The 19,399-nt window shown below is 73.0% G+C and carries 18 protein-coding genes; 16 read left to right on the top strand and 2 right to left on the bottom strand.

The window, feature by feature from the left end:
• Positions 1-4: 4 nt before the first annotated feature.
• From ACIGYR_RS15785 to ACIGYR_RS15750, 8 genes are all read left to right on the top strand, one after another.
• Positions 5-706: an energy-coupling factor ABC transporter permease gene (locus ACIGYR_RS15785; protein ID WP_399600233.1), complete on the top strand. Its 702-nt coding sequence runs from the start codon at positions 5-7 to the stop codon at positions 704-706.
• Complete coding sequence (locus ACIGYR_RS15780) at positions 703-1,071, top strand: energy-coupling factor ABC transporter substrate-binding protein (RefSeq protein ID WP_391842594.1); 369 nt, start codon at positions 703-705, stop codon at positions 1,069-1,071. The genes ACIGYR_RS15785 and ACIGYR_RS15780 overlap by 4 nt, the downstream gene beginning before the upstream one ends.
• A 6-nt stretch (positions 1,072-1,077) precedes the next feature.
• Complete coding sequence (cbiQ, locus tag ACIGYR_RS15775) at positions 1,078-1,827, top strand: cobalt ECF transporter T component CbiQ (RefSeq protein WP_391842595.1); 750 nt, start codon at positions 1,078-1,080, stop codon at positions 1,825-1,827.
• Positions 1,824-2,684 (top strand): energy-coupling factor ABC transporter ATP-binding protein, encoded by an 861-nt coding sequence (locus tag ACIGYR_RS15770; protein ID WP_399599561.1) that lies wholly within the window; start codon positions 1,824-1,826, stop codon positions 2,682-2,684. Before cbiQ ends, ACIGYR_RS15770 begins: the two co-directional genes overlap by 4 nt.
• 475 nt (positions 2,685-3,159) lie before the next feature.
• On the top strand, positions 3,160-3,918 hold the full coding sequence (locus ACIGYR_RS15765) for an SDR family oxidoreductase (protein ID WP_399599559.1): 759 nt from the start codon (positions 3,160-3,162) through the stop codon (positions 3,916-3,918).
• A 61-nt stretch (positions 3,919-3,979) separates the two neighbouring features.
• Positions 3,980-4,309, top strand: coding sequence for a putative quinol monooxygenase (locus ACIGYR_RS15760; protein WP_399599557.1), 330 nt, complete (start codon positions 3,980-3,982; stop codon positions 4,307-4,309).
• A gap of 127 nt (positions 4,310-4,436) precedes the next feature.
• Positions 4,437-5,312, top strand: a complete 876-nt coding sequence (locus ACIGYR_RS15755) for a PhzF family phenazine biosynthesis protein (protein ID WP_399599554.1) — start codon at positions 4,437-4,439, stop codon at positions 5,310-5,312.
• Positions 5,313-5,511: 199 nt separating this feature from the next.
• The gene (locus tag ACIGYR_RS15750) at positions 5,512-6,297 is read left to right on the top strand and encodes a hypothetical protein (protein WP_399600260.1); all 786 of its coding nucleotides are present in this window, start codon (positions 5,512-5,514) and stop codon (positions 6,295-6,297) included.
• 293 nt (positions 6,298-6,590) lie between these two features.
• Here the strand turns inward: ACIGYR_RS15750 and ACIGYR_RS15745 are convergent, their stop codons facing one another.
• Entirely contained in the window at positions 6,591-7,943 is a 1,353-nt protein-coding gene (locus ACIGYR_RS15745) for a hydrolytic protein (protein WP_399599551.1), read from the bottom strand.
• A gap of 226 nt (positions 7,944-8,169) precedes the next feature.
• On the opposite strand from ACIGYR_RS15745, the gene ACIGYR_RS15740 reads away from it, so the two are divergent.
• From ACIGYR_RS15740 to ACIGYR_RS15705, 8 genes are all read left to right on the top strand, one after another.
• Positions 8,170-8,904, top strand: coding sequence for a LuxR C-terminal-related transcriptional regulator (locus ACIGYR_RS15740; RefSeq protein WP_399599548.1), 735 nt, complete (start codon positions 8,170-8,172; stop codon positions 8,902-8,904).
• Between the two features lie 381 nt (positions 8,905-9,285).
• Entirely contained in the window at positions 9,286-12,468 is a 3,183-nt protein-coding gene (locus ACIGYR_RS15735; RefSeq protein WP_399599545.1) for a hypothetical protein, read from the top strand.
• Positions 12,465-13,172, top strand: coding sequence for a DUF4255 domain-containing protein (locus ACIGYR_RS15730; RefSeq protein ID WP_399599543.1), 708 nt, complete (start codon positions 12,465-12,467; stop codon positions 13,170-13,172). Before ACIGYR_RS15735 ends, ACIGYR_RS15730 begins: the two co-directional genes overlap by 4 nt.
• Before the next feature lie 8 nt (positions 13,173-13,180).
• A complete protein-coding gene (locus ACIGYR_RS15725; RefSeq protein WP_399600230.1) occupies positions 13,181-15,256 on the top strand; it encodes an AAA family ATPase in 2,076 nt (691 codons plus the stop codon).
• Between the two features lie 140 nt (positions 15,257-15,396).
• Positions 15,397-16,959 carry a phage tail sheath family protein gene (locus ACIGYR_RS15720; protein WP_399599540.1) on the top strand — a complete coding sequence of 521 codons (1,563 nt, stop codon included), beginning with the start codon at positions 15,397-15,399 and terminating at the stop codon, positions 16,957-16,959.
• 25 nt (positions 16,960-16,984) lie between these two features.
• Complete coding sequence (locus tag ACIGYR_RS15715) at positions 16,985-17,425, top strand: phage tail protein (protein WP_391842610.1); 441 nt, start codon at positions 16,985-16,987, stop codon at positions 17,423-17,425.
• Positions 17,422-17,931 (top strand): hypothetical protein, encoded by a 510-nt coding sequence (locus ACIGYR_RS15710; RefSeq protein WP_399599536.1) that lies wholly within the window; start codon positions 17,422-17,424, stop codon positions 17,929-17,931. Before ACIGYR_RS15715 ends, ACIGYR_RS15710 begins: the two co-directional genes overlap by 4 nt.
• Positions 17,928-18,086: a DUF6760 family protein gene (locus tag ACIGYR_RS15705; protein WP_237538843.1), complete on the top strand. Its 159-nt coding sequence runs from the start codon at positions 17,928-17,930 to the stop codon at positions 18,084-18,086. The genes ACIGYR_RS15710 and ACIGYR_RS15705 overlap by 4 nt, the downstream gene beginning before the upstream one ends.
• Before the next feature lie 838 nt (positions 18,087-18,924).
• Here ACIGYR_RS15705 and ACIGYR_RS15700 read toward each other — a convergent pair.
• Positions 18,925-19,086 (bottom strand): hypothetical protein, encoded by a 162-nt coding sequence (locus ACIGYR_RS15700; protein WP_391842614.1) that lies wholly within the window; start codon positions 19,084-19,086, stop codon positions 18,925-18,927.
• Between the last annotated feature and the right edge of the window lie 313 nt (positions 19,087-19,399).

Below are 19,399 nucleotides of genomic sequence, written 5' to 3'. Positions count from 1 at the left end.
AGCCATGCACATAGCCGAGGGCTTTCTGCCTCCGGCGCACGCGGTCGCCTGGGGCGTCGTGTCCGCGCCGTTCGTCGTCCACGGAGTCCGGTCACTCACCCGCGAAGTCAGGGAACATCCCGAGAGCACGCTGCTCCTCGGGGCTTCCGGAGCCTTCACGTTCGTGCTGTCCGCGCTGAAGCTGCCTTCGGTGACCGGGAGTTGTTCGCACCCCACCGGCACCGGCCTGGGCGCCATCCTGTTCCGTCCGCCGATCATGACAGTACTGGGCACCATCACCCTGCTGTTCCAGGCCCTGTTGCTCGCGCACGGCGGCCTCACCACGCTCGGCGCCAACGCCTTCTCGATGGCGATCGTCGGCCCCTGGGCCGGGTACGCCGTCTATCGGCTGCTGCGCCGCTGCGACGTGCCGCTGATGGTCACCGTCTTCTGCGGCGCCTTCGTCGCCGACCTGTCCACCTACTGCGTCACCAGCGTGCAGCTGGCCCTGGCGTTTCCCGATCCGAGCAGCGGATTCCTGGGCGCCCTCGGGAAGTTCGGTTCGATCTTCGCCGTCACGCAGATTCCCCTCGCGGTCAGCGAGGGACTCCTCACGGTGCTGGTGATGCGGCTGCTGGTGCAGTCCAGCAAGGGCGAACTGACCCGGCTGGGTGTGCTCGTCACCGGCGGCCGAGGCACCGCGGAGGCGGAGGCGGTGGCCCGATGAGCCGGAACGCGAAGATCAACACCTTGCTGCTGTTGTGCGTTGCCGCGCTGGCCGTACTTCCCGTGGCGCTCGGGCTGGGCGACCACAAGAAGGAACCCTTCGCCGGCGCGGACGCCGAGGCGGAGACGGCGATCACCGAGATCAAGCCGGACTACAAGCCATGGTTCTCGCCGCTGTACGAACCGCCGTCCGGTGAGATCGAGTCGGCGCTGTTCGCCGCCCAGGCGGCCCTGGGTTCGGGTGTGCTCGCCTACTACTTCGGCCTGCGCAGGGGACGGCGCCAGGGCGAACTCCGCGCCGTTGCGGCGCCGGACGGCGAGGCGACGGAGAGCACGTCCGACGAGTCCGCTGCCGAACGGACCTGAGCCGGGGTGCTGCCGATCGACGCGGCGGCGCACAGCAGTCGCTGGCGCCGCCGTCATCCCGTGGACAAGGCCGTGCTCGGACTGGGCCTCACCGCTCTCGCCGTCTCGCTGCCGCCCTGGCCGGGGGCAGCCCTCGTCCTGGTGACCGCGCTCACCGTCCTGCTGGGCCCGGCGGGAGTGCCCGGCCGCCGCCTGTGGCGTGCCTACCGCGTTCCCCTGGGCTTCTGCCTGACGGGAGCGGCCACGCTGCTGGTCCAGGTCGGCGGACCCGACGGGTTCGTCAGCCTGGCCGAGGACGGACCGGTCCGCGCCGGAGAGCTGCTGTTGCGCACCTCGGCCGCCTCCCTCGGCGTGCTGCTGTTCGCCTTCACCACTCCGATGTCCGACCTGCTGCCCTGGCTGGTGCGGGCCGGGGTGCCCGCGCCCGTCGTGGACGTCGCGATGGTGATGTACCGGATGAGCTTCCTGCTCCTGGACTCGGTCCGCCGCATTCGCGAGGCACAGGCGGCCCGGCTCGGCCACACCACCCGAACCGCCGCGTGGCGCTCTCTGGCCGGGCTCGGCGCCGTGGCGTTCGTCCGTGCCTTCGACCGTGCGGCACGGCTTCAGACGGGACTCGCGGGGCGCGGATACGACGGCACCCTGCGCGTTCTCACGCCCGAGGCTCGCGTCTCCGCCCGCTTCACCGCCGCGAGCCTCGCCTTGCTCGCGGCCTTGGCCGCCCTCACCTTCGTACTCGAAAGGCCGCTGACATGAGCGACCCCGCCCTCGTCGCCCTGCGGGGGGCGTCCTTCGCCTACGAGGACGGCCCCACCGTGCTCAAGGACGTCGACTTCGGCATCCGTGAGGGGCACGCGCTCGCCCTGCTGGGCCGCAACGGCAGTGGAAAGACCACGCTGATGCGGCTGCTGAGCGGCGGACTCCGGCCGCGCGCGGGGAAGTTGTCCCTCATGGGTCAGCCCGTCTCGTACGACCGCAAGGGCCTGACCTGGCTGCGTACGACGGTGCAGTTGGTGCTCCAGGACCCGGACGACCAGTTGTTCGCCGCTTCCGTCGCACAGGACGTGTCCTTCGGACCGCTCAACCTCAAACTGCCCGACGCCGAGGTCCGCGCCCGGGTCGAGGAGGCCCTCGCCGCCCTGGACATCACCGCACTGGCCGAGCGCCCGACCCATCTGCTCTCCTACGGGCAGCGCAAGCGAACCGCCATCGCCGGAGCGATCGCCCTGCGACCGCGCGTGCTCATCCTCGACGAGCCCACCGCGGGCCTGGATCCGGACGGCCAGGAACGCCTCCTCGCCACCCTGGCCGGTCTGCGCGAGAGCGGCACCACCGTGGTGATGGCCACCCACGACGTCGACCTCGCCCTGCGCTGGGCCGACGACGTGGCACTGCTGACTCCGTCCGGTGCGTACACCGGCCCCGCCGCCGCGACACTGGCGCGCACCGAGCTGCTGGCACAGGCGGGGCTGCGGCTCCCCTGGGGGATCGCCGCCGCCCGGTTGCTGCGCGCGCACGGGCTGGTGACCGACTCCGCTCCCGGCCCCCGGACCGCCGAGGAACTGGCGGCGCTCGTCCCGCCCGCGGCTTCCGGGATCCCGGTCGCCGACTGAGTTGCCACGGCGTCCGGCCGGCGGACGCACCGGCTCGCGTGCGATGCGGCTGGATCGGGTGCACGCTGGCAGTGGAGAAGACATGCTCGCCCGGCGCGCGGACACGAACATCAGCCTGTTCACCCGCACCGCTGCGTGCCGCAGCCGATACCTCCAGCCCAGGCCGGGGCAGTGGGTTCTTCCGCACGCCTCGCGTGGGGGCGTCGGCCGATCGACGCGGTGCGCGCAGGGCTGAGCCGAGTCAGGGCGTGCCCCTGCCGCCCACCGGGCTCACCCGTCGTCCGCTGCGGAAAGGAGGCGCGAAGGAGGGCTGCGCGGCGGGTGCGGGCTCCGGGGAAGCCCAGTCGTCGTGGACAGGTGCGCTGCGGACGAACCTCAGCGCGTGGGACGTCGTGGAGCAGACCGTGGAAGCTTCGGCGAAGGATCTGATCACTCCTGAAGGACCCGTCCGCGTTGCCGCCGCAGAGGAGTACTCATGAGTTCCGATCCATCTGCCGCCCCCGGCCCCCGCGATCCGGCCCTGCTCGGGCAGACCCTGGTCGTCATCGGGGGAAGCGCGGGCATCGGGCTGGCGACAGCCAGGCACGCCCGCGCCGAGGGCGCGACGGTGATTCTGACCGGACGGGACCCCGAGCGGCTGCGCTCCGCGGCCGCGGAGGTCGAGGCGCTGACCGCCTCCGCCTTCGACGCCGACGACCCGGCGCGGCTGCGGCGGTTCTTCGAGGATCTGCCCGGGCCGATCGACCACGTGCTGGTCACGGCCGGGCACCCGTCCTACGGGCACCTGCTGGACATGGACGCCGAACAGGCGCGCCAGGCGATCAGCGGGCACATCACGCTCGCGCTCGAGGTCGCGCGGCACGTGGCCGGCAGGGTACGACCGGGTGGCACTCTGCTGCTCCTGGGCGGCACGGGCGCCCGGCGGGTCCGTGCCGGCCTCGGGACCGCTCCCGCGGTGACCGCCGCGTTGCCCGCCCTCACCGCCGGTCTTGCGCTCGAGCTCGCGCCGGTCCGCGTCAACCTGATCGCCGCCGGCTTCGTGGACACGCCGCTGTCGGCCAGGCTACTCGGCGGCGAACTCGACGCCCGACGCGAGGAACTGCGCACCACGCTGCCGATCGGCCGCGTCGTCGTACCGGCCGACGTCGCCGCTCTCGCCGTACACATCATGATCAACACCGCACTCACCGGCGCGACCTACGACATCGACGGCGGCCAGCAGTTCGTCGGCTGAGAGCAGATCCCCGGGCGGCCTGGGCGCAGGTCGGGCCGACAGGGCAGACGAGGAGGTAAGGATGAGCCACGTGGCGCTATGTGTCCGCTTCACGCTGCGCGAGGGCGCGGGGGAACCATTCGACGACCTGGTCCGAGAGACCACCGCGGCGATCCGTGCGCATGAGCCCGGCACGCTGGTGTACGTGTGCAGCGAGGTCGAGGGGGCGCCGGAACTGCGCGTGTTCTTCGAGCTGTATGCCGACCACGGCGCCTTCGAGGAGCATGGGCGCCGGCCGCACATCCGGCACTTCCTTGCGGAATGCGAGAAGTACACGGAAAGAACCGAGATCGACCGCCTTCGGCCCTACGCCGGCCAGTACCCTGCCGGGTCCGCTCAACAGCTCGGCTAGCTCCCGGCTCGATGGCCCATCTGACGGAATGCGCCGAGCGGCGTCCAGGGCGGCGGAGCGCTCCCCAGGGCGGGCCGGCGGGCGGCCGGCAGGAATAGCCGCGGGCTCGCGCTACGTTGCCGCGAGCATGACGACGAATGCACCGCGTGCCGAAGTCCTGCGATACACCGCCTTCTCCAGGGACCCGGACGGCGGAAACCCCGCCGGCGTCGTTCTGGACGCCACCGCCCTGGACGATGACGACATGCTGGCCATCGCCGCCGACCTCGGATACTCGGAGTCCGCGTTCCTGACCGCGCCCCCGGAGGACCTTGACGGCACCGAGGGGCGGGCGTACACCATCCGTTACTTCAGCCCCAAGGCAGAGGTGCCGTTCTGCGGGCACGCCACCGTCGCCGCCGCAGTCGCCCTCGCCGGACGGACCGGCCCCGGGGAACTGGTGTTCGCGACGCGCGCCGGCACCGTGCCGGTGGAGGTGGCCGAGGAGGGCGGGACGGTCCGGGCCACACTCACCAGCGTCGAGCCACACATCGAGAAGATCGCCGACGCCGACGTCGATGAGGCACTCGCCGCGCTCGGCTGGCCGGAAACCGATCTCGACCCGGCCTTCCCGCCCCGTATCGCGTTCGCCGGTGCCCGCCATCTCGTTCTCGCGGCGGCGACACGCGCCCGCCTCGCGGATCTCGCCTACGACTTCGCGCGCCTCGAAGCCCTGATGCACCGCTTGGACCTGACCACGGTCCAGTTGGTGTGGCGGGAGTCGGCCACCGTCTTCCACGTCCGTGATCCGTTCCCCGTCGGCGGCGTCGTCGAGGACCCGGCGACCGGCGCCGCCGCCGCCGCGTTCGGCGCGTACGCCCGTGAGTTCGGCCTGGTTCCCGAGGACTCCGTCCTCACGTTGCACCAGGGAGAGGACCTGGGCCGTCCCGGCGAGCTCACGGTGACGCTGCGCGCGGGTGACCCACGCGTCCGAGTCAGCGGCACGGGAGCTCGCATCAGCTGACGCGCCGGCCGTCACGGCGGAGCGGGCACGGGTCACCGTGGCGCCGTCCGCGGGTCGGGCGGGAGGTCCCGGACACGGAGCTGCCCGCGGAGCGGGGGTGGCGAGCGGCAAGAGGACGGCCGGATGTCGACGTCCCCCTCCTGCACCTGGCCCGGCCCACGCGTCGGGGCTCCGCCACGCCGGTTACCTTGGACAGGCGATGACTCCCGACGACACGCACCTCCGTGCCCCCGACCAGGGCGATGCCGCCCGGCACACCCCCCACATCGCCTCGCGGTCACCGGACCGGGGGGCGCCCGGCGCCGTCTCGGCCGCGGAGGCGATCGAGGGCGCCGCCGCCCACCTGCTGGCCCTCCTGCTCGGCGACCAGCCGGCCACCCCGGCCGAGCACCTCGCCTCATGGCGTGCGGCGTCCGCCTTCACCGAGCTGGAGGTCACGCTCACCGAACTCGGCCGCTCCCGCAGGCGCCGGATCCAGGTCGAGATCAGCGCGTTCGGTGAGACCAAGAGCGCCGCCGCGTGGGCGGCGGACCCGCGTTTCTCCGTCACGGCACAGACGCTGGTCCAGCGCATCGCGGCCGGCATGCGCGTCACCGACGCGCTCACCCTCCCGGTCACGAGAACGCGCAAGCCCGAGGAGCGGGCCTCCTCGCAGGTGCGGCTTCTCGATCTGCTGCGCACCGGGAACGCGGAAGTGCCGCAGGTGCGGGACCAGTTGGGCATACCCGCCTCGACGCTGTCCTCATGGATGCGGAACAACCCGGCCTTCAGGGCCGCCGTCGCCCAGGCCGCGGCGCAAGGGACCGCCCGTGCCCAGCAGGCCGTGCTCGCCCGGATCCGCATGGGGTCGACGCTGGCCGGTGCGGCACAGCACACGGGCGTGCATCCGCGTCGCATCGCCGCTTGGCGCCGGGACGATCCGGCGTTCGCCCGCATGCTGCAGACAGCACTCGGCCGCGGTCGGGGGCGAGACCGACAGGGCTGACGCCCCAGCGCGCCGCGCGGCCCGCTCCGCTACGGCAGAATCCGCAGGCCGCGTACGTGGAGTCGTCCGCCCCGTGCCCGCGGGCAGCCAAAACGTACATCCGGCCAAAGTTCCGCCGACTCGAGTGCTGCCCTCGTGGCGCCGCGTCAGGGTATTTGGACGACGACACGGGAACATACAGCCGCAAAGGGGTCAGGAGTTCGAGTATCTTGATGGTCCACTTTCCGGACGCCGGGGAATCATGACCCTTTTGCATCCGAACGCCTCTCGTCGAGCATGTCCGTGACGCCGGGTCACCTGGTGCTGCTGAGCACGCCACTCACGTTGAGCACCTCGTGGCACTCCTGCGCACGACGGCCCGTTGCGGGTGTACCCGGCTTCGAGCAAGTGACCTGGGCGGTCACGGTGTCGTTCTCGGCGATCCTGATGGGGGTGACCCAGTGGTAGTCCTGGTTCCGGAACGTTTCCAGAGCGATCGTCGTGATCTTGCGTTCCCCGAAGTTGATGGTCAACACCCCTTCGTCGCCTTGAAAGTTGGCGACGACGATGTCGGTGATGCCGAACACCTTGCCCTTCGGCACCGTGTACGTGCCGGTCTTGTCCGACCCGCTGGGCGTCTGCAGGTCGATGGTGGCGGAACTCTGCTGACCGCCTGCTCCGCCACCGCCACCGCCGCCTCCGGTGTCATTGCCGGTGCCGGGGCCCGTTCCCTTGCCCGTACCCGGCTGCGTCCCCGAACCACCGCCGTCGGTCTGCCCGCCGGAACCACCGCCGGTGTCCTGCCCCGGCCGGTCAGGACTGCCAGGTGTGGGCCGCGGCTGGACGACCTCGTCGGCCGCCTCCTTCGCCGCGCTCCGCACGGCCGGTCGCACCAGCGTGAACCAGGCCAGCAACAGCGCGAGCAGTGCTGCGAGCACGGCGAGCAGCCACTTCGGAAAGATCGGGATCTGGACGAACTCGGCTTCCAGCGCCGTCCGGACGGTCCCGGCCTCGGTCCGCTCCCGCTGCTCGGCGTCCTCACCCGTCTCCGCGGCGGTCACGGTGAATGGCCAGACCACAGGACTGCCGAACCACACCGGCTTCCCGATGCGCACCCGCAGACCCACTTCCGCGGACTCACCCGGTTCCAGCTGTCGGGTCGTCGGCCGGAACGCGAAGGCCAGTTCCTCCCCGGGCTGCCCGGGCGTGAAGCCCAGCCCGACCGGACAGTTGCCCTCGTTGCGCAACGCCAGGCGGTACCGGCCACGCAGCCAGCCGCGGCGGCGCCGGGGGGTCAGCTCGGCGCGCAGCTGACGGAACTCCTCGACCCGCACGATGGTTTCGGGTACCCGCACCGCCTCGGGGTGCTCCGTGGGCAGCACCCGGACGGCGAGGGGCACCTCGCCGGCGCGTACGTCCGGGGAGCGCGGCGGCTCCAGACGGATCGTCACCGTCTCGGACGTGCCCGGGTAGAGGGAGACACGCGCCGGCTCCACCGTGGCCCAGGACGCGCAGTCGCCGACGACCTCCAGGCCGTATGCCTCGACGATGTCGCTGTCGTTGCGGACCGTCAGGGTGGTGGTGGCGATGGCGCCGGGCGTCACCGACACCGCGGGGATGTCGAGACCGGGTGCGCCAGGGCTGGGAGAGGCTGCTGGAGACGTCACACGGCGACGGTATGACGCGGCCCCGCTCGCTCGGAGAGGCGCGAGGGCAAGGCGCCGGGCAGCGCCGGTTCCCCAGACAGCGCTCACCGACTCCCGGCCGGATCCCCCTTGCCCCGACCGACAGTGACGGAGCGACGGCACCGCCGCCCTCGGTCACTCGCCGAGTTCCACCGCACGAACCGCCGTCGTCCCGACGCGCTTCACGAAAAGGGTTACTGAGGACCACATGACCTGCCCCCAGGCGAACAGCCCCGCCCCTACCACCTCCGCACCGCACTCCCGCTCCGCGCAGACGGTCACACACACCAACCGCTGGACGGCATCCGTCGAGCGCCCCGAGCGGGTGTCCGTCACCGTCTACGCCCCTGATCCCGTCCTCCACGTGGGCATCGTCCACCAGTTGCGCCAGCGCCCGGAGATCGAGTTAGTCGATGACGCCTCCGCGGGCAGCGCCCAGGTGTCGCTGGTGACCGTCGACACCGTGGACGACGAGACGTCCGCCCTGCTGAACCGGCTGCGCCACGATCCCGGCACCCGCACGGGCCTGGTGGTCGGCACCTTCGAGTCGGGGGACGCGCTGCAACGCGCGATCGACTCCGGTGTCGCGGCGGTGCTGCGACGCGCCGAGGCCGACCAGGACCGGCTGCTCAGTCTGGTCCTGGCGATAGCCAACGGCGAGGGCGTACTTCCCGGTGATCTGCTCGCCAAGCTGCTCAGCCATGTGGGCAGTCTGCAGCGCTCCGCCCTCGACCCGCGCGCGGCGTCGCTGTCCACACTGACCCCGCGCGAGGCGGAGATGCTGCGCCTGGTGGCGGAAGGGCTGGACACGGCGGAGATCGCCCGCAAGACCGCGTATTCCGAACGCACCGTCAAGAACGTGTTGCACGAGGTCATCACCCGTCTCCAACTGCGCAATCGCGCTCACGCCGTCGGATACGCGCTGCGCAACGGCCTGATCTGACCCGGCCGTTCACTCACCGGGGGGCCGACCGCTGCTCCGGGGGCCCATCCGCTGCCGGTGACACCCCTGTCGCCGGCACGCCCCCTGCCCATCCGGCACGTCCCCTGCCCGACCGGCGCCCTCCTGCCCGGCCGGCGCCCACCTGCCCGGCCGGCTCCATCCGCTGTCCGGTGGCCCGTCCGCCGCCGGCCGGCTCCCTCCACTGCCCGGCCGCCCATGCACCGCCACCGCCACTGCCACTGCCACTGCCACTGCCACTGCCCGAAAGCTCACCCGGTGCTTCCCCCGGATGCGTCCCGTCGGCCCTGCTGCGCCAGTGGCGGCGGCGCGCAGGATGGCGGGCGTATGTGCGAAGGAGGTAAGCGGACTGTGAGGTGGGCCGTGACGGGCACAGACGGATCCGGCGGGCGGCGGTACCGCCTGGGACGGATCGGCATGTCGTTGCTGCTGCTGGTCCCCCTTCTCGCGCTGACCGCCGCCTCCGGGCCCGGTACGGCCGAGGCGGGGGCCCGCGTCGCCGACACGGCCGACACCCGGGTCACCTACGCGGGCACCCGGCACCGCAGTCTGGGGCGCGTGGAGAGCACCACCTCCAGCACACCCCTGTTCGGCACCGGGCCGGCCCACTACGACGTACAGCCCTCCGCCCTCGGCGACCAGTTGGTGTTCGCCAGTCGGCGCGACGAGAAGAAACCGCAGATCTACCTGCGGGCCGCCGACGGTTCCGTACGCCGGCTGACCAGCGGCCGGGACGCGGCGCACCCACGGCTCACCCCGGACGGGAAGGCGGTCGTGTTCGACTCGGCCGAACCCCGCGGCGCCGGCGGCACCCAACGCGACCTGTGGCTGGTGCGCACCGACGGGACCGGTCTGACCCGGCTCACCGACACCCCCGAGAACGAGGAGTGCCCGACCGTCTCGCCCGACGGGCAGCGCCTGGCCTACTCCGACGATGCCGATCCGGTCGTGGGCCGGCAGATCTACGTACGCCCCGTGACGGGCGGGACGGCGAACCGTGTCACCGACCCGGCGAACGGCACGGCGGGCGAGCCGGCCTGGAACCCGGTGGACGACGAGGAGAACCGGGACGTCATCGCGTACACGGCCACCGCCGACGGCGTTCCCCGGCTGCGCTGGACCAGTGGCAGCGCGGGCGGCGGCGGGCCGCTGCTGGCCGGCGCGCAGGCCGGCTGGCGGACCCACGGGGCAGCGTGGTTGCCCGACGGGGACGGCGTGCTGTTCCTCAGCCCGGACCGCACCTGCGACTGCGAGGGCGACTGGGACCACGTGTTCCAGGTCCCGGCGCACTCCGAGCAGACCCCCGCCCTCGTACTGAGCGAGGACCGCGAGGTCGAAACCGTCACCTGGCTCGGGCCACAGACCGGCGGCACGGCCGTCGTGGACCGCACGACCGCCCCCGGTCCGCACGGACCGAACGTGGTGACGCTCCAGGACATCCGCATGGACGGCGCTGATCCGCGCGACCTGGGCCGGCCGATCCTCAAGGAGGATCCCGCGGCCGACACCAACACCGACCCGGCCAAGGACCCGCTGTTCCAGCCGGCCGCCGGGTTCGATCCGTGGACCGAGCGGCAGAACTACACGCCCGACGGCCGCCGGATCGTACTGACCCGCTTCGAGGACTCCGACGGCGCACGGATCGAACGCATCTGGCTCGCCGCCGCCGACGGCACGAACGCGCAGGCCATGCCACTGGCCGGACGCGGACCGCGGGACTGGGACACCGACCCGACGTTCTCCCCCGACGGCAAGTCGCTGGCCTTCACCCGGACCTCCCCCGGTGGCACCGGGGGCGCGGCCGGGCCCAGCCGTGTTCTGATCGCGGACGCCGCCAGCGGGGAGATCCGCGGCGAGATCACCCCGCCCGCCGGCCAGGCCCGGGGCAGCGACGCCCAGCCCACCTGGTCGTCCGACGGCACCACACTGGCCTTCACCCGCACCCAGGTGATCGACGACAACGGCGGCAACAAGCACATCTGGGCCGTGCCGGTGGACCACCTGGAGCAGCAGCGCGATCTGAGCGCCACGGACTGCCCCGGCACGTGCGACGTCATCGACGACAGTCCGGCCTTCTCGCCCGACGGCCGGACCATCGCCTTCAACCGCAAGAACGGCGGCGGCCGGGTCGACGAGCACAACGGCATCCTGCTCACCTCGCTGTCCGGCGGCGACTGCCGTGTGCTGCTGCCCGCCGCCGCACGCGGCCTGCCCGGCGCCTGCGGCCGGGAGTTGCCGGACACCTCGGCCACCGGCCCGTTCCAGCCCCGCGACGCCGCCTGGACCGCCGACGGCAAGAACCTGGTGATCAGTTCACGTGCCGCGCTGCCCGCCAACAGCCCGGAGAAGCTGCACCTGGTGGACGTCGGCACGGGCGCGCTGACGCCGCTCACCGACGAGCTGCCGGGACGTCAGAAGGAGCCGGGCGTGCAGCAGTCCGTCGACCTCGCGGTGCAGGCGCCGGACACCTCCCAGGACATCGTCGTCGGCCGCACCGGCACCGTCCGGGTCGACGTCGTCAACCACGGTCCCGCCGCGTCCCCCGGCACCCGGCTCACCGTCGCCCCGCCCACCGGTGTCACCGTCACCGGGCTGACCGCGCCCGGCGGCACCTGCGACGCCCGGGCCCTGACCTGCGACCTGGGCGTGTTGCCGCCCGGCAGCACCGTACCGGTGACCGTCACCCTCACCGGGGTCACACCGGGCGACCAGCCCGTCGACTGGTCGGTCACCGGGTCCGTCATCGACCCGAACCCCAGCGACAACGCCGACCGCACGGTCGTACCGGTGCGTGCGGCGCCCGCCCCGCCCGACCCGACGCCGACTCACACCATGACGCCCCCGAAGCCGCCGGCCACGCCGGCGCCACCACCGCCGCCGTCGGAGCCACCCGCCCCGAAGGCGGGCCCCGGGGTACGCGTCACCGCGGAGCCGAACCCCGGCTATGTGGGCGGGCGCGTCGTCGTCACCTACACCGTGCGCAACGGCCGCAACGCGCTGGCCACCGGCCTGCGGCTGCGCATCGGACTGCCCGCGGACATACCGGACAACGGGCCGCCCGCCGGCTGTGACGACACCTGGGTGTGCGCGCTGCCCGACCTGGCGCCCGGCGCACGCACCGTGATCCAGGTCGTGCTCTCCCCCGCGAAGGCGCTCACCACGCAGGTCACCGGCCGGCTGACCACCACCGGCACGGACGCCGACCTCGGCGACAACTCCGCCCGTCAGCGCCTGCGCATCCTGCAGCCCCGGATCGTCGCGGTACCGCCCATCGGCAAGCCCGGCTTCGTGACGTCGGTGCGCGGCAAGGACTTCCCGCCGGGCGTCCCGGTCCGGTTCCGCTGGAAGCCGGGCATCACCGCCGCCGCGGCGCCGACGGTGCCGAAGCCGGACGGCACGTTCATCGGCCAGCTGCTGATCCTCGCCAAGGACCAGACGGGTCCGCGCACCATCACCGCGAGCGGTCCCGGCTTCTCACCGGTGAAGACGGACTTCCTGGTCGTCAACGGCAGCGTGCAGCCGCCCGACGAGGTGACCCGCCGGTGATCCACGAGGTCGACGAGGGGCTGCGCCGGCTGCTCGACGGGGCCGGGCTCGCCGCGTCGGGCGTCGAGATCGTCTTCGACGCGCCGACGAGCGACTGGGCCGCGCGTCGCAGCGCCCCCACGGTCTGTGTGTTCCTGTACGACATCCGCGAGGACAACTCGCGGCGCAACAGCAGCGGCGGCGAGATCTACGACGAGGACGGCTTCGTCGTCGCCCGACGCGCCCCCGCGCGCTGGTTCGAGCTGACGTACCTGGTCACGGCGTGGGCGAGCCGCCCGCAGGACGAGCACCGGCTGCTGTCCCAGGTGCTGACCTGCCTGGTGTCCACCGACACGCTCGGACCGCACCTGCTGACCGGCTCACTCGCCGAACTCGGCCTGATCGTCGGTCTCGACGCGGGCGGCACCGGTCTGGACGCCCCGGCCGCCTCCGACGTGTGGTCCGCCCTCGGCGGGGAGCTGAAGCCGTCGCTCGGGGTGCGTGTGCGGGCGCCGCTGGCCGGTATCCAGCGGGCCGCGGCGCCGCCGGTCACCGAGGGGCTGGTCGTACGGTCCGTGCCGCGGTCCCTGCCGGACGAGCCGGATTCGGCCCGCCGCCTGCGCTACACCGAGGTCGGCGATCCGGGCCCGGAGGGCTTCGGCGGTACGAGGGAGCGGCGGCCCGCGCCCGCGCGCCGCCGCCGACGAGGGGACCGACAGCCGTGACGTACCTCATGGAGCCCACGGCACCGGCCGGGACGGAGGCCACCCCCTTCCTGTGGCGGCGGCTACAGACGGTGGAGGAGCGGGTGCGCCGGGCCGTGGCCGCCCGGCGGGCCGTCGACCCGGACCCGGACGACCCCTACCGGGGGCAGTACCTCACTCCCGAGGCGGCCGAGCGGATCCTCGACGAACCGGACGGCCCGGGTCTGCCGACGCTGCCGTCCGCCGACCCGCCGCCCGGCTCGCTCCTCGACCGGCTCGCCCGGGACTTCCGACTGTCACCGCTGGACGTGGACCTCCTCCTGGTTGCCGTGGCACCGGACCTGGACGCCCGCTTCGAACGGCTCTACGGCTACCTCAACGACGATCTGACGCGGCGCCGGCCCACGGTCGGACTCGCTCTCGAACTGTGCGGGCACTCGGGGGTGTCCGCGGGCAGGTTCCGGCTCTCGCCCGGCGCGCCGCTGCTCGCGGGCGGCCTGCTGGAGGTCATGGAGCCGGAACGGCCTCCGCTCTCGCGCGTGTTGGCCGTACCCGACCGGGTCACCGCTCACCTGCTGGGCGTCTCCTCGCCCGACGCGCGGCTGAGGGAGGTGCTCGGCGAGGACACCGTCGACCCGGCCGTCGACGCCGCGCTGGTCCGGCGGGCCGCCGCGGCGGCCGTCGGCGGCACCGGCCATGTGCACCTGCGGGCCCACGGTGGTGCCCCCGAAGGTCTCGCCGACGCGGCCCTGCGCGCGTGCGGCCGCCGTCCGCTCGTCCTCGACCCGGCGGCACTGGCCCGGCACGGCCGCGAACTGGCCGAGCTGGCGGGCACCGCTGCCCGCGAGGCACGACTGACGGATGCCGGAGTGGTCCTCGGCCCGCTGGAGGCGCTGCCGGACAAGCCGTCCGAGCGGGCCCACGCACTGCGCACGGTGTGCGCGGCGCTGTCCGGTATCCCCTTGTTCACCCACGGCTCGCAGGGCTGGGACCCGGCTTGGGCGGCTCGGACGCCGGTGACCCTGACCGTGACCACCGCCGCTCCCGAGCAGCAGGTGGCGCGGTGGCGGTACGCGCTGGAGACGGCCGCCGACGAGGACGCGGCACCGGTGGACTTCGACGCGCTCGCCCGTTCCGTGGCCGCGCACCGCCTGGATTCCGGGCAGTTGCGGCGGGCCGCCGAGGCGGCCGTGCGCACGGCGGCGCTGGCGGGCCGGCCGGTGGGCCAGGACGATCTGCGGGCCGCGGTGCGGGCACAGAACGGAGCGGGTCTGGCCCGGCTGGCCCGCCGGGTGGAGCCCGCCGTGGGCTGGGACGACCTCGTGCTGCCCCCGCAGACCCTGCGCGGGCTGCGCGAACTGGCGGTGCGTGCCCGCCACCGCGACCAGGTCCTCGGGCAGTGGGGCATGCGGCCCGGCGGTGGCCGGGGCCGTGGCGTCATCGCCCTGTTCGCGGGCGGGTCGGGCACCGGCAAGACCATGTCCGCCGAGGTCGTGGCCGCCGACCTCGGCATGGACCTGTACGTGGTGGATCTGTCCACCGTCGTCGACAAGTACATCGGCGAGACCGAGAAGAACCTGGAGCGCATCTTCACCGAGGCGTCAGCGGTCAACGCGGTCCTGCTGTTCGACGAGGCCGACGCGATCTTCGGCAAGCGCTCCGAGGTGAAGGACGCACGTGACCGGCACGCCAACATCGAGTCGGCGTACCTGCTCCAGCGGATGGAGTCCTTCGACGGCATCGCCGTGCTGACCACCAATCTCCGTGCCAACCTCGACGAGGCGTTCACCCGGCGCCTGGACGTCGTGGCGGACTTCCCGGTGCCCGATGCGGCACAGCGCCTGGCCCTGTGGGAACGCTGCCTCGGCGACCGCCTGCCGCGCGCCGACGACCTGGACCTCACGTTCTGCGCGGACCGGTTCGAGCTGGCGGGCGGTTCGATCCGGGCCTGCGCGGTGACCGCCGCCTATCTGTCGGCCGAGTCCGGTGCACCGCTGGCCATGCGCGAGGTGGTGACGGCGGTGGCCCAGGAGTACCGCAAGCTCGGCCGGCTGGTCCTGGAGGCGGAGTTCGGTCCCTACCTCGCCCAGGTCACCGGCCCATGAGCCTGCACGCGCGGTACGCGGCGACCGCCCCGGCGGGCAGGTCGCCTGCCCCCGGCCAGGGCCCGAAGTCCCCTGCGGCCGGCAGTGGGCGGAGGAAAGGGTGAGGGGGACCCGGACCACAGGAACGTGAAGGAGCGAGCATGCCGACGTACCTCACCCCAGGCGTTTACGTGGAGGAGGTGCAGTCCGGTGCTCGCCCCATCGAAGGTGTGGGCACCGCCGTCGCCGCGTTCGTCGGCTTCGCCGAGAACGGCCCGTTCCACGAGCCGACGCTGGTCACCAGCTGGGACCAGTACACCCAGCAGTTCGGCGGCTTCACCCAGGGCGCGTATCTGCCGCACGCCGTTTACGGCTACTTCGCCAACGGCGGCGGCGCCGCGTACATCGTCCGGATCGGCGGTTCCGCCGAGGACGCGTCGGCCCCGGCCGCCACGCAGGGCGGCGCCGCACGGCAGAGCCCGGTGGCGCCGACGGTGGAAGTGGGCGGCTTCCTCATCGCGGCCAAGCCCGGCGTGAGCGGCGTCTCCGTGGAGATCGCCGAGCCCGACGGGGAGAACCCGTCCGAGGACCGCTTCAGGATCCTGGTCCGCCAGGGCGACCAGGTGGCCGAGACGTACGACGCCTCGATCCGCAAGAACGTCAAGGGCTATCTGCTCAGCCAGGTCCGCTCCTCGAAGCTGATCGACGTCACCGAGCAGCGCGGTGCGAGCCAGACCCGGCCGGCCGCGCAGACGGTGGCGGTGCCCGACGCCCCGGCCGCGCCCGCCCCCGCCGCGTCCGGCGAGGTGGTCCGCCTCGACCCGGCCGAGTACGTCGGAGACGCGGGCGCCCGCACCGGGTTCGCCGGCCTGGAGACCATCGACGAGATCACGATGGTCGCCGTACCGGACCTGATGAGCGCCTACCAGCGCGGTGACATCGACGCCGAGGGGGTGCGCACCGTCCAGCTCGCCGTCATCTCGCACTGCGAGCAGATGGGTGACCGGGTCGCGGTCCTCGACTCGCCGCCCGGGCTGTCCGCGCAGCAGGTGCGTACCTGGCGCAACGACGAGGCGGGCTACGACTCCCGTTACGCGGCCCTCTACTACCCGTGGGTGCGCGTCTTCGATCCGGCCGCCGGGCGCAACACCACGGTCCCGCCGAGCGGTCATGTCGCCGGTCTGTGGGCGCGCAGCGACGCCGAGCGGGGTGTGCACAAGGCGCCCGCCAACGAGGTCGTCCGCGGCGCGGTGGACCTGGAGCTGCGGCTGAGCAAGGGCGAGCAGGACCTGCTCAACCCGATCGGCGTGAACTGCATCCGGGCCTTTCCCGGCCGCGGTGTCCGCGTGTGGGGCGCCCGCACCCTGTCCTCGGACCCGGCGTGGCGCTACCTGAACGTGCGCCGGCTGTTCAACTACCTGGAGGAGTCGATCCTCCTGGGCACCCAGTGGGTGGTGTTCGAGCCGAACGACGACCGGCTGTGGTCGAGCATCCGCCGCAACATCAGCGCGTTCCTCACCGAGGAGTGGCGCCGGGGCGCGCTGTTCGGGCGGACGGCCGCGGAGGCCTTCTACGTGAAGTGCGACCGCGACAACAACCCGCAGGAATCCATCGACCAGGGCCGTGTGGTCTGCGAGATCGGCGTATCGCCCGTCAAGCCCGCCGAGTTCGTGGTGTTCCGGCTGGCCCAGTTCTCCGACAGCACCAGCCTCGTCGACGAGTGATCCAAAGGAAAGGTGACAGACAGACATGGCAGAGGGCGATGCTCTTTCCACCCATATCTTCGGCGTGCAGCTCGGCGGTTACCTGGTCGAATCGATCCAGGAGATCAGCGGACTGACCGTCGAGGAAGAGGTCGTCGAGGTCCGGCAGGTCAGCTCCGAGGGCAAGCAGATCATCCGCAAGCAGCCGGGCGCCCGCCAGGCCGGCGAGATCACCATCACCCGGGGACTCGACCAGAGCAGCGAGTTCACCAAGTGGATCAAGGAGACCCTCAACAACGGCGCCGTGGACACCGCGCGGCAGAACCTCACCATCGAGATCAAGGACTCCACCGGCGCGACCGTACGCCGCATCCAGCTGATGCAGGGCTGGGCGTCCAAGTGGGAGGGGCCCTCGCTCAAGGCGGGCGAGTCCTCCGCCGCGACCGAGACCGTGACCATCGTGTTCGAGGAGATCGTCGTCGAATGAGGCGCCGTACGGTGACCGCGGGCAACCTGGAGGAGATCCTCCAGGTCACGGCGCCCGCGACGGACACGGGAGCGGGGGCCGCCCTTCCCCCCGCCGCCGCTCCCGCTTCCCCTTCCCCTCCCGGTCAGGAGCACGGGCTGCGCACCGAGTTCGAGTTCGAGCTGCCCCGCGGGTACGTGGACGAGGCGGGCACGGTGCACCGGCACGGCGCGATGCGCCTGGCCACGGCCCGCGACGAGCTGCGGCCCCAGATCGACCTGCGGGTCAAGGAGAACCCGGCGTACCTGAGCGTGGTGCTGCTCAGCCAGGTGATCACCCGGATCGGCACGATCACGGACGTGCACGCCGGGGTCGTGGAGCGGATGTACGCCACCGACGTGGCCTTCCTCCAGGACTTCTACCGGCGCGTCAACAGCGAGGGGCACACGCGCGCCGCCGTCACGTGCCCGCACTGCGAGGGCGCCTTCGAGGTCGACCTCTCGGGTGGGCGCCTGGGGGAATCGTGACGTACGCCCTCCCCCGGCTGCGGGAAGAGATCGCGTACATCGCCTACCACTTCCACTGGCCCCGCGAGGAGATCCTCGACCTGACCCACGGCGAACGGCAGCAGTGGGTCACCGAGATCGCCCGCATCAACACCCGCGTGAACGAAGGCGGTTGAGCACATGGCATGGCGGGACAGGTTGCGTCGTACGCGGCGTGCCGTCGAAGCGGCCACCCCGGCCGGACGGCCCGCCGCCGAGCCGGCGACGTCCGCCACCGAGCGGGGGTCGTCCGCCACCGAGCGGGGATCCGCCGTGCCGGCCGGCTGGGACGGCGGCTGGCGCTCCGCCTCCGCCCCGGCCCTCACCCTCTCGCGTGCCCCGTTGGCCGTCAGCGACGGCCTGGTCTTCCGTGCCGGCCTGGCGGCTTGGCGTGATCCGTCGTTCGACACGGGACTGGCCCACGGCGTGCTGCCGTCGGCGCCGTCCGGTGTGGTCCGTGGCGTAGCCCGGCCGCCGGCGTCCCCCCGGGCCGCGCGCGGCGGGGGCGGACCGCTGCTGTTGCGCGCACTGTCGCCTTACGGGGAGGAGCACATCTCGGGTGCCGGCGAGAGGAGTTCGGCGAGCCGGGGAGGTCCGGCCAGTGCTGGAGGACCGGAAGCTTCGGCGCGTCCGGGCGCCCGTGGCGAACTGACGGCTGCTGCGGGACCGCGTCGTTCCCCGGCCTCCCGTCCCGCCGACCGTGCCCGCCCGGCCGCGTCCCCTCGCGACGAAAGCACCCCCACGGTGGAACCGGCACGTACGGTGGCACAGCCGCGGCAGCCGCTGCCGCACGTCCAGCGCCGCACGGGGGGCGACGAGCCGAGCCCGGGCGCATCCGGTGCCGTCACGGACACCGGCCGGCCGGCGCGACCACGGCAGGACCCGCCGCGGGACCGTCGTCGTGCACAGGACGAGGGCCGGCCCGGCGGCAGCGGGAAGACCGCGGCCGAGGCTCCAGCAGCCCAGTCGGGCCCCTCACCCCGCCGGGAACGAGGCGGCGAGGTCCGGCCGCAGCCAGGTACGAGCCGGTCGTCCGGCCAGGACGCGTCCCGGGGCGGTGGCGACCGCACCCCGGGAGGGGTCGCCCGTGAGCAGCGAGAGAGTCCCCTGGTCCAGCGCCGCCCCCAGGCGGCGCACCGGTCGCCGACCACGCCCGGTTCGCGGGGCTCCGAGGGCACGGAAGGGCCGCCGAGTGGCGGACCTCAGGCACGCGGCGCACGCGCCGGTGGTCCGGGAGGGAACCGGAGCACCGCGGAAGCGGCCGACGAGTCCGTTGCCCCGGGCGGCCCTTCCGGCACCGACAGGGCACCGGGCGGCGCAGCACCGGCCGACGGACGGCACGGCCGCCCCACATCCCAGTCGTCCGGGGCCGACGGACGGCACGGCTCCGCGTCCACGGCGTCCCGGGCCGACCGGCAGCACGCTCCCTCGCCCACGAGGTCCCCGGCCG

The organism is Streptomyces sp. NPDC053076 (assembly GCF_044546845.1).
GTDB lineage: Bacteria > Actinomycetota > Actinomycetes > Streptomycetales > Streptomycetaceae > Streptomyces.
This window is presented reverse-complemented; position numbering and strand designations above follow the sequence as displayed.

Coding starts and splice junctions, on each gene's coding strand:
- ACIGYR_RS15785 (WP_399600233.1), top strand. CDS start 5: ATGCACATAGCCGAGGGCTTTCTGCCTCCGGCGCACGCGGTCGCCTGG.
- ACIGYR_RS15780 (WP_391842594.1), top strand. CDS start 703: ATGAGCCGGAACGCGAAGATCAACACCTTGCTGCTGTTGTGCGTTGCC.
- ACIGYR_RS15770 (WP_399599561.1), top strand. CDS start 1,824: ATGAGCGACCCCGCCCTCGTCGCCCTGCGGGGGGCGTCCTTCGCCTAC.
- ACIGYR_RS15765 (WP_399599559.1), top strand. CDS start 3,160: ATGAGTTCCGATCCATCTGCCGCCCCCGGCCCCCGCGATCCGGCCCTG.
- ACIGYR_RS15760 (WP_399599557.1), top strand. CDS start 3,980: ATGAGCCACGTGGCGCTATGTGTCCGCTTCACGCTGCGCGAGGGCGCG.
- ACIGYR_RS15755 (WP_399599554.1), top strand. CDS start 4,437: ATGACGACGAATGCACCGCGTGCCGAAGTCCTGCGATACACCGCCTTC.
- ACIGYR_RS15750 (WP_399600260.1), top strand. CDS start 5,512: ATGACTCCCGACGACACGCACCTCCGTGCCCCCGACCAGGGCGATGCC.
- ACIGYR_RS15740 (WP_399599548.1), top strand. CDS start 8,170: ATGACCTGCCCCCAGGCGAACAGCCCCGCCCCTACCACCTCCGCACCG.
- ACIGYR_RS15725 (WP_399600230.1), top strand. CDS start 13,181: ATGGAGCCCACGGCACCGGCCGGGACGGAGGCCACCCCCTTCCTGTGG.
- ACIGYR_RS15720 (WP_399599540.1), top strand. CDS start 15,397: ATGCCGACGTACCTCACCCCAGGCGTTTACGTGGAGGAGGTGCAGTCC.
- ACIGYR_RS15715 (WP_391842610.1), top strand. CDS start 16,985: ATGGCAGAGGGCGATGCTCTTTCCACCCATATCTTCGGCGTGCAGCTC.
- ACIGYR_RS15710 (WP_399599536.1), top strand. CDS start 17,422: ATGAGGCGCCGTACGGTGACCGCGGGCAACCTGGAGGAGATCCTCCAG.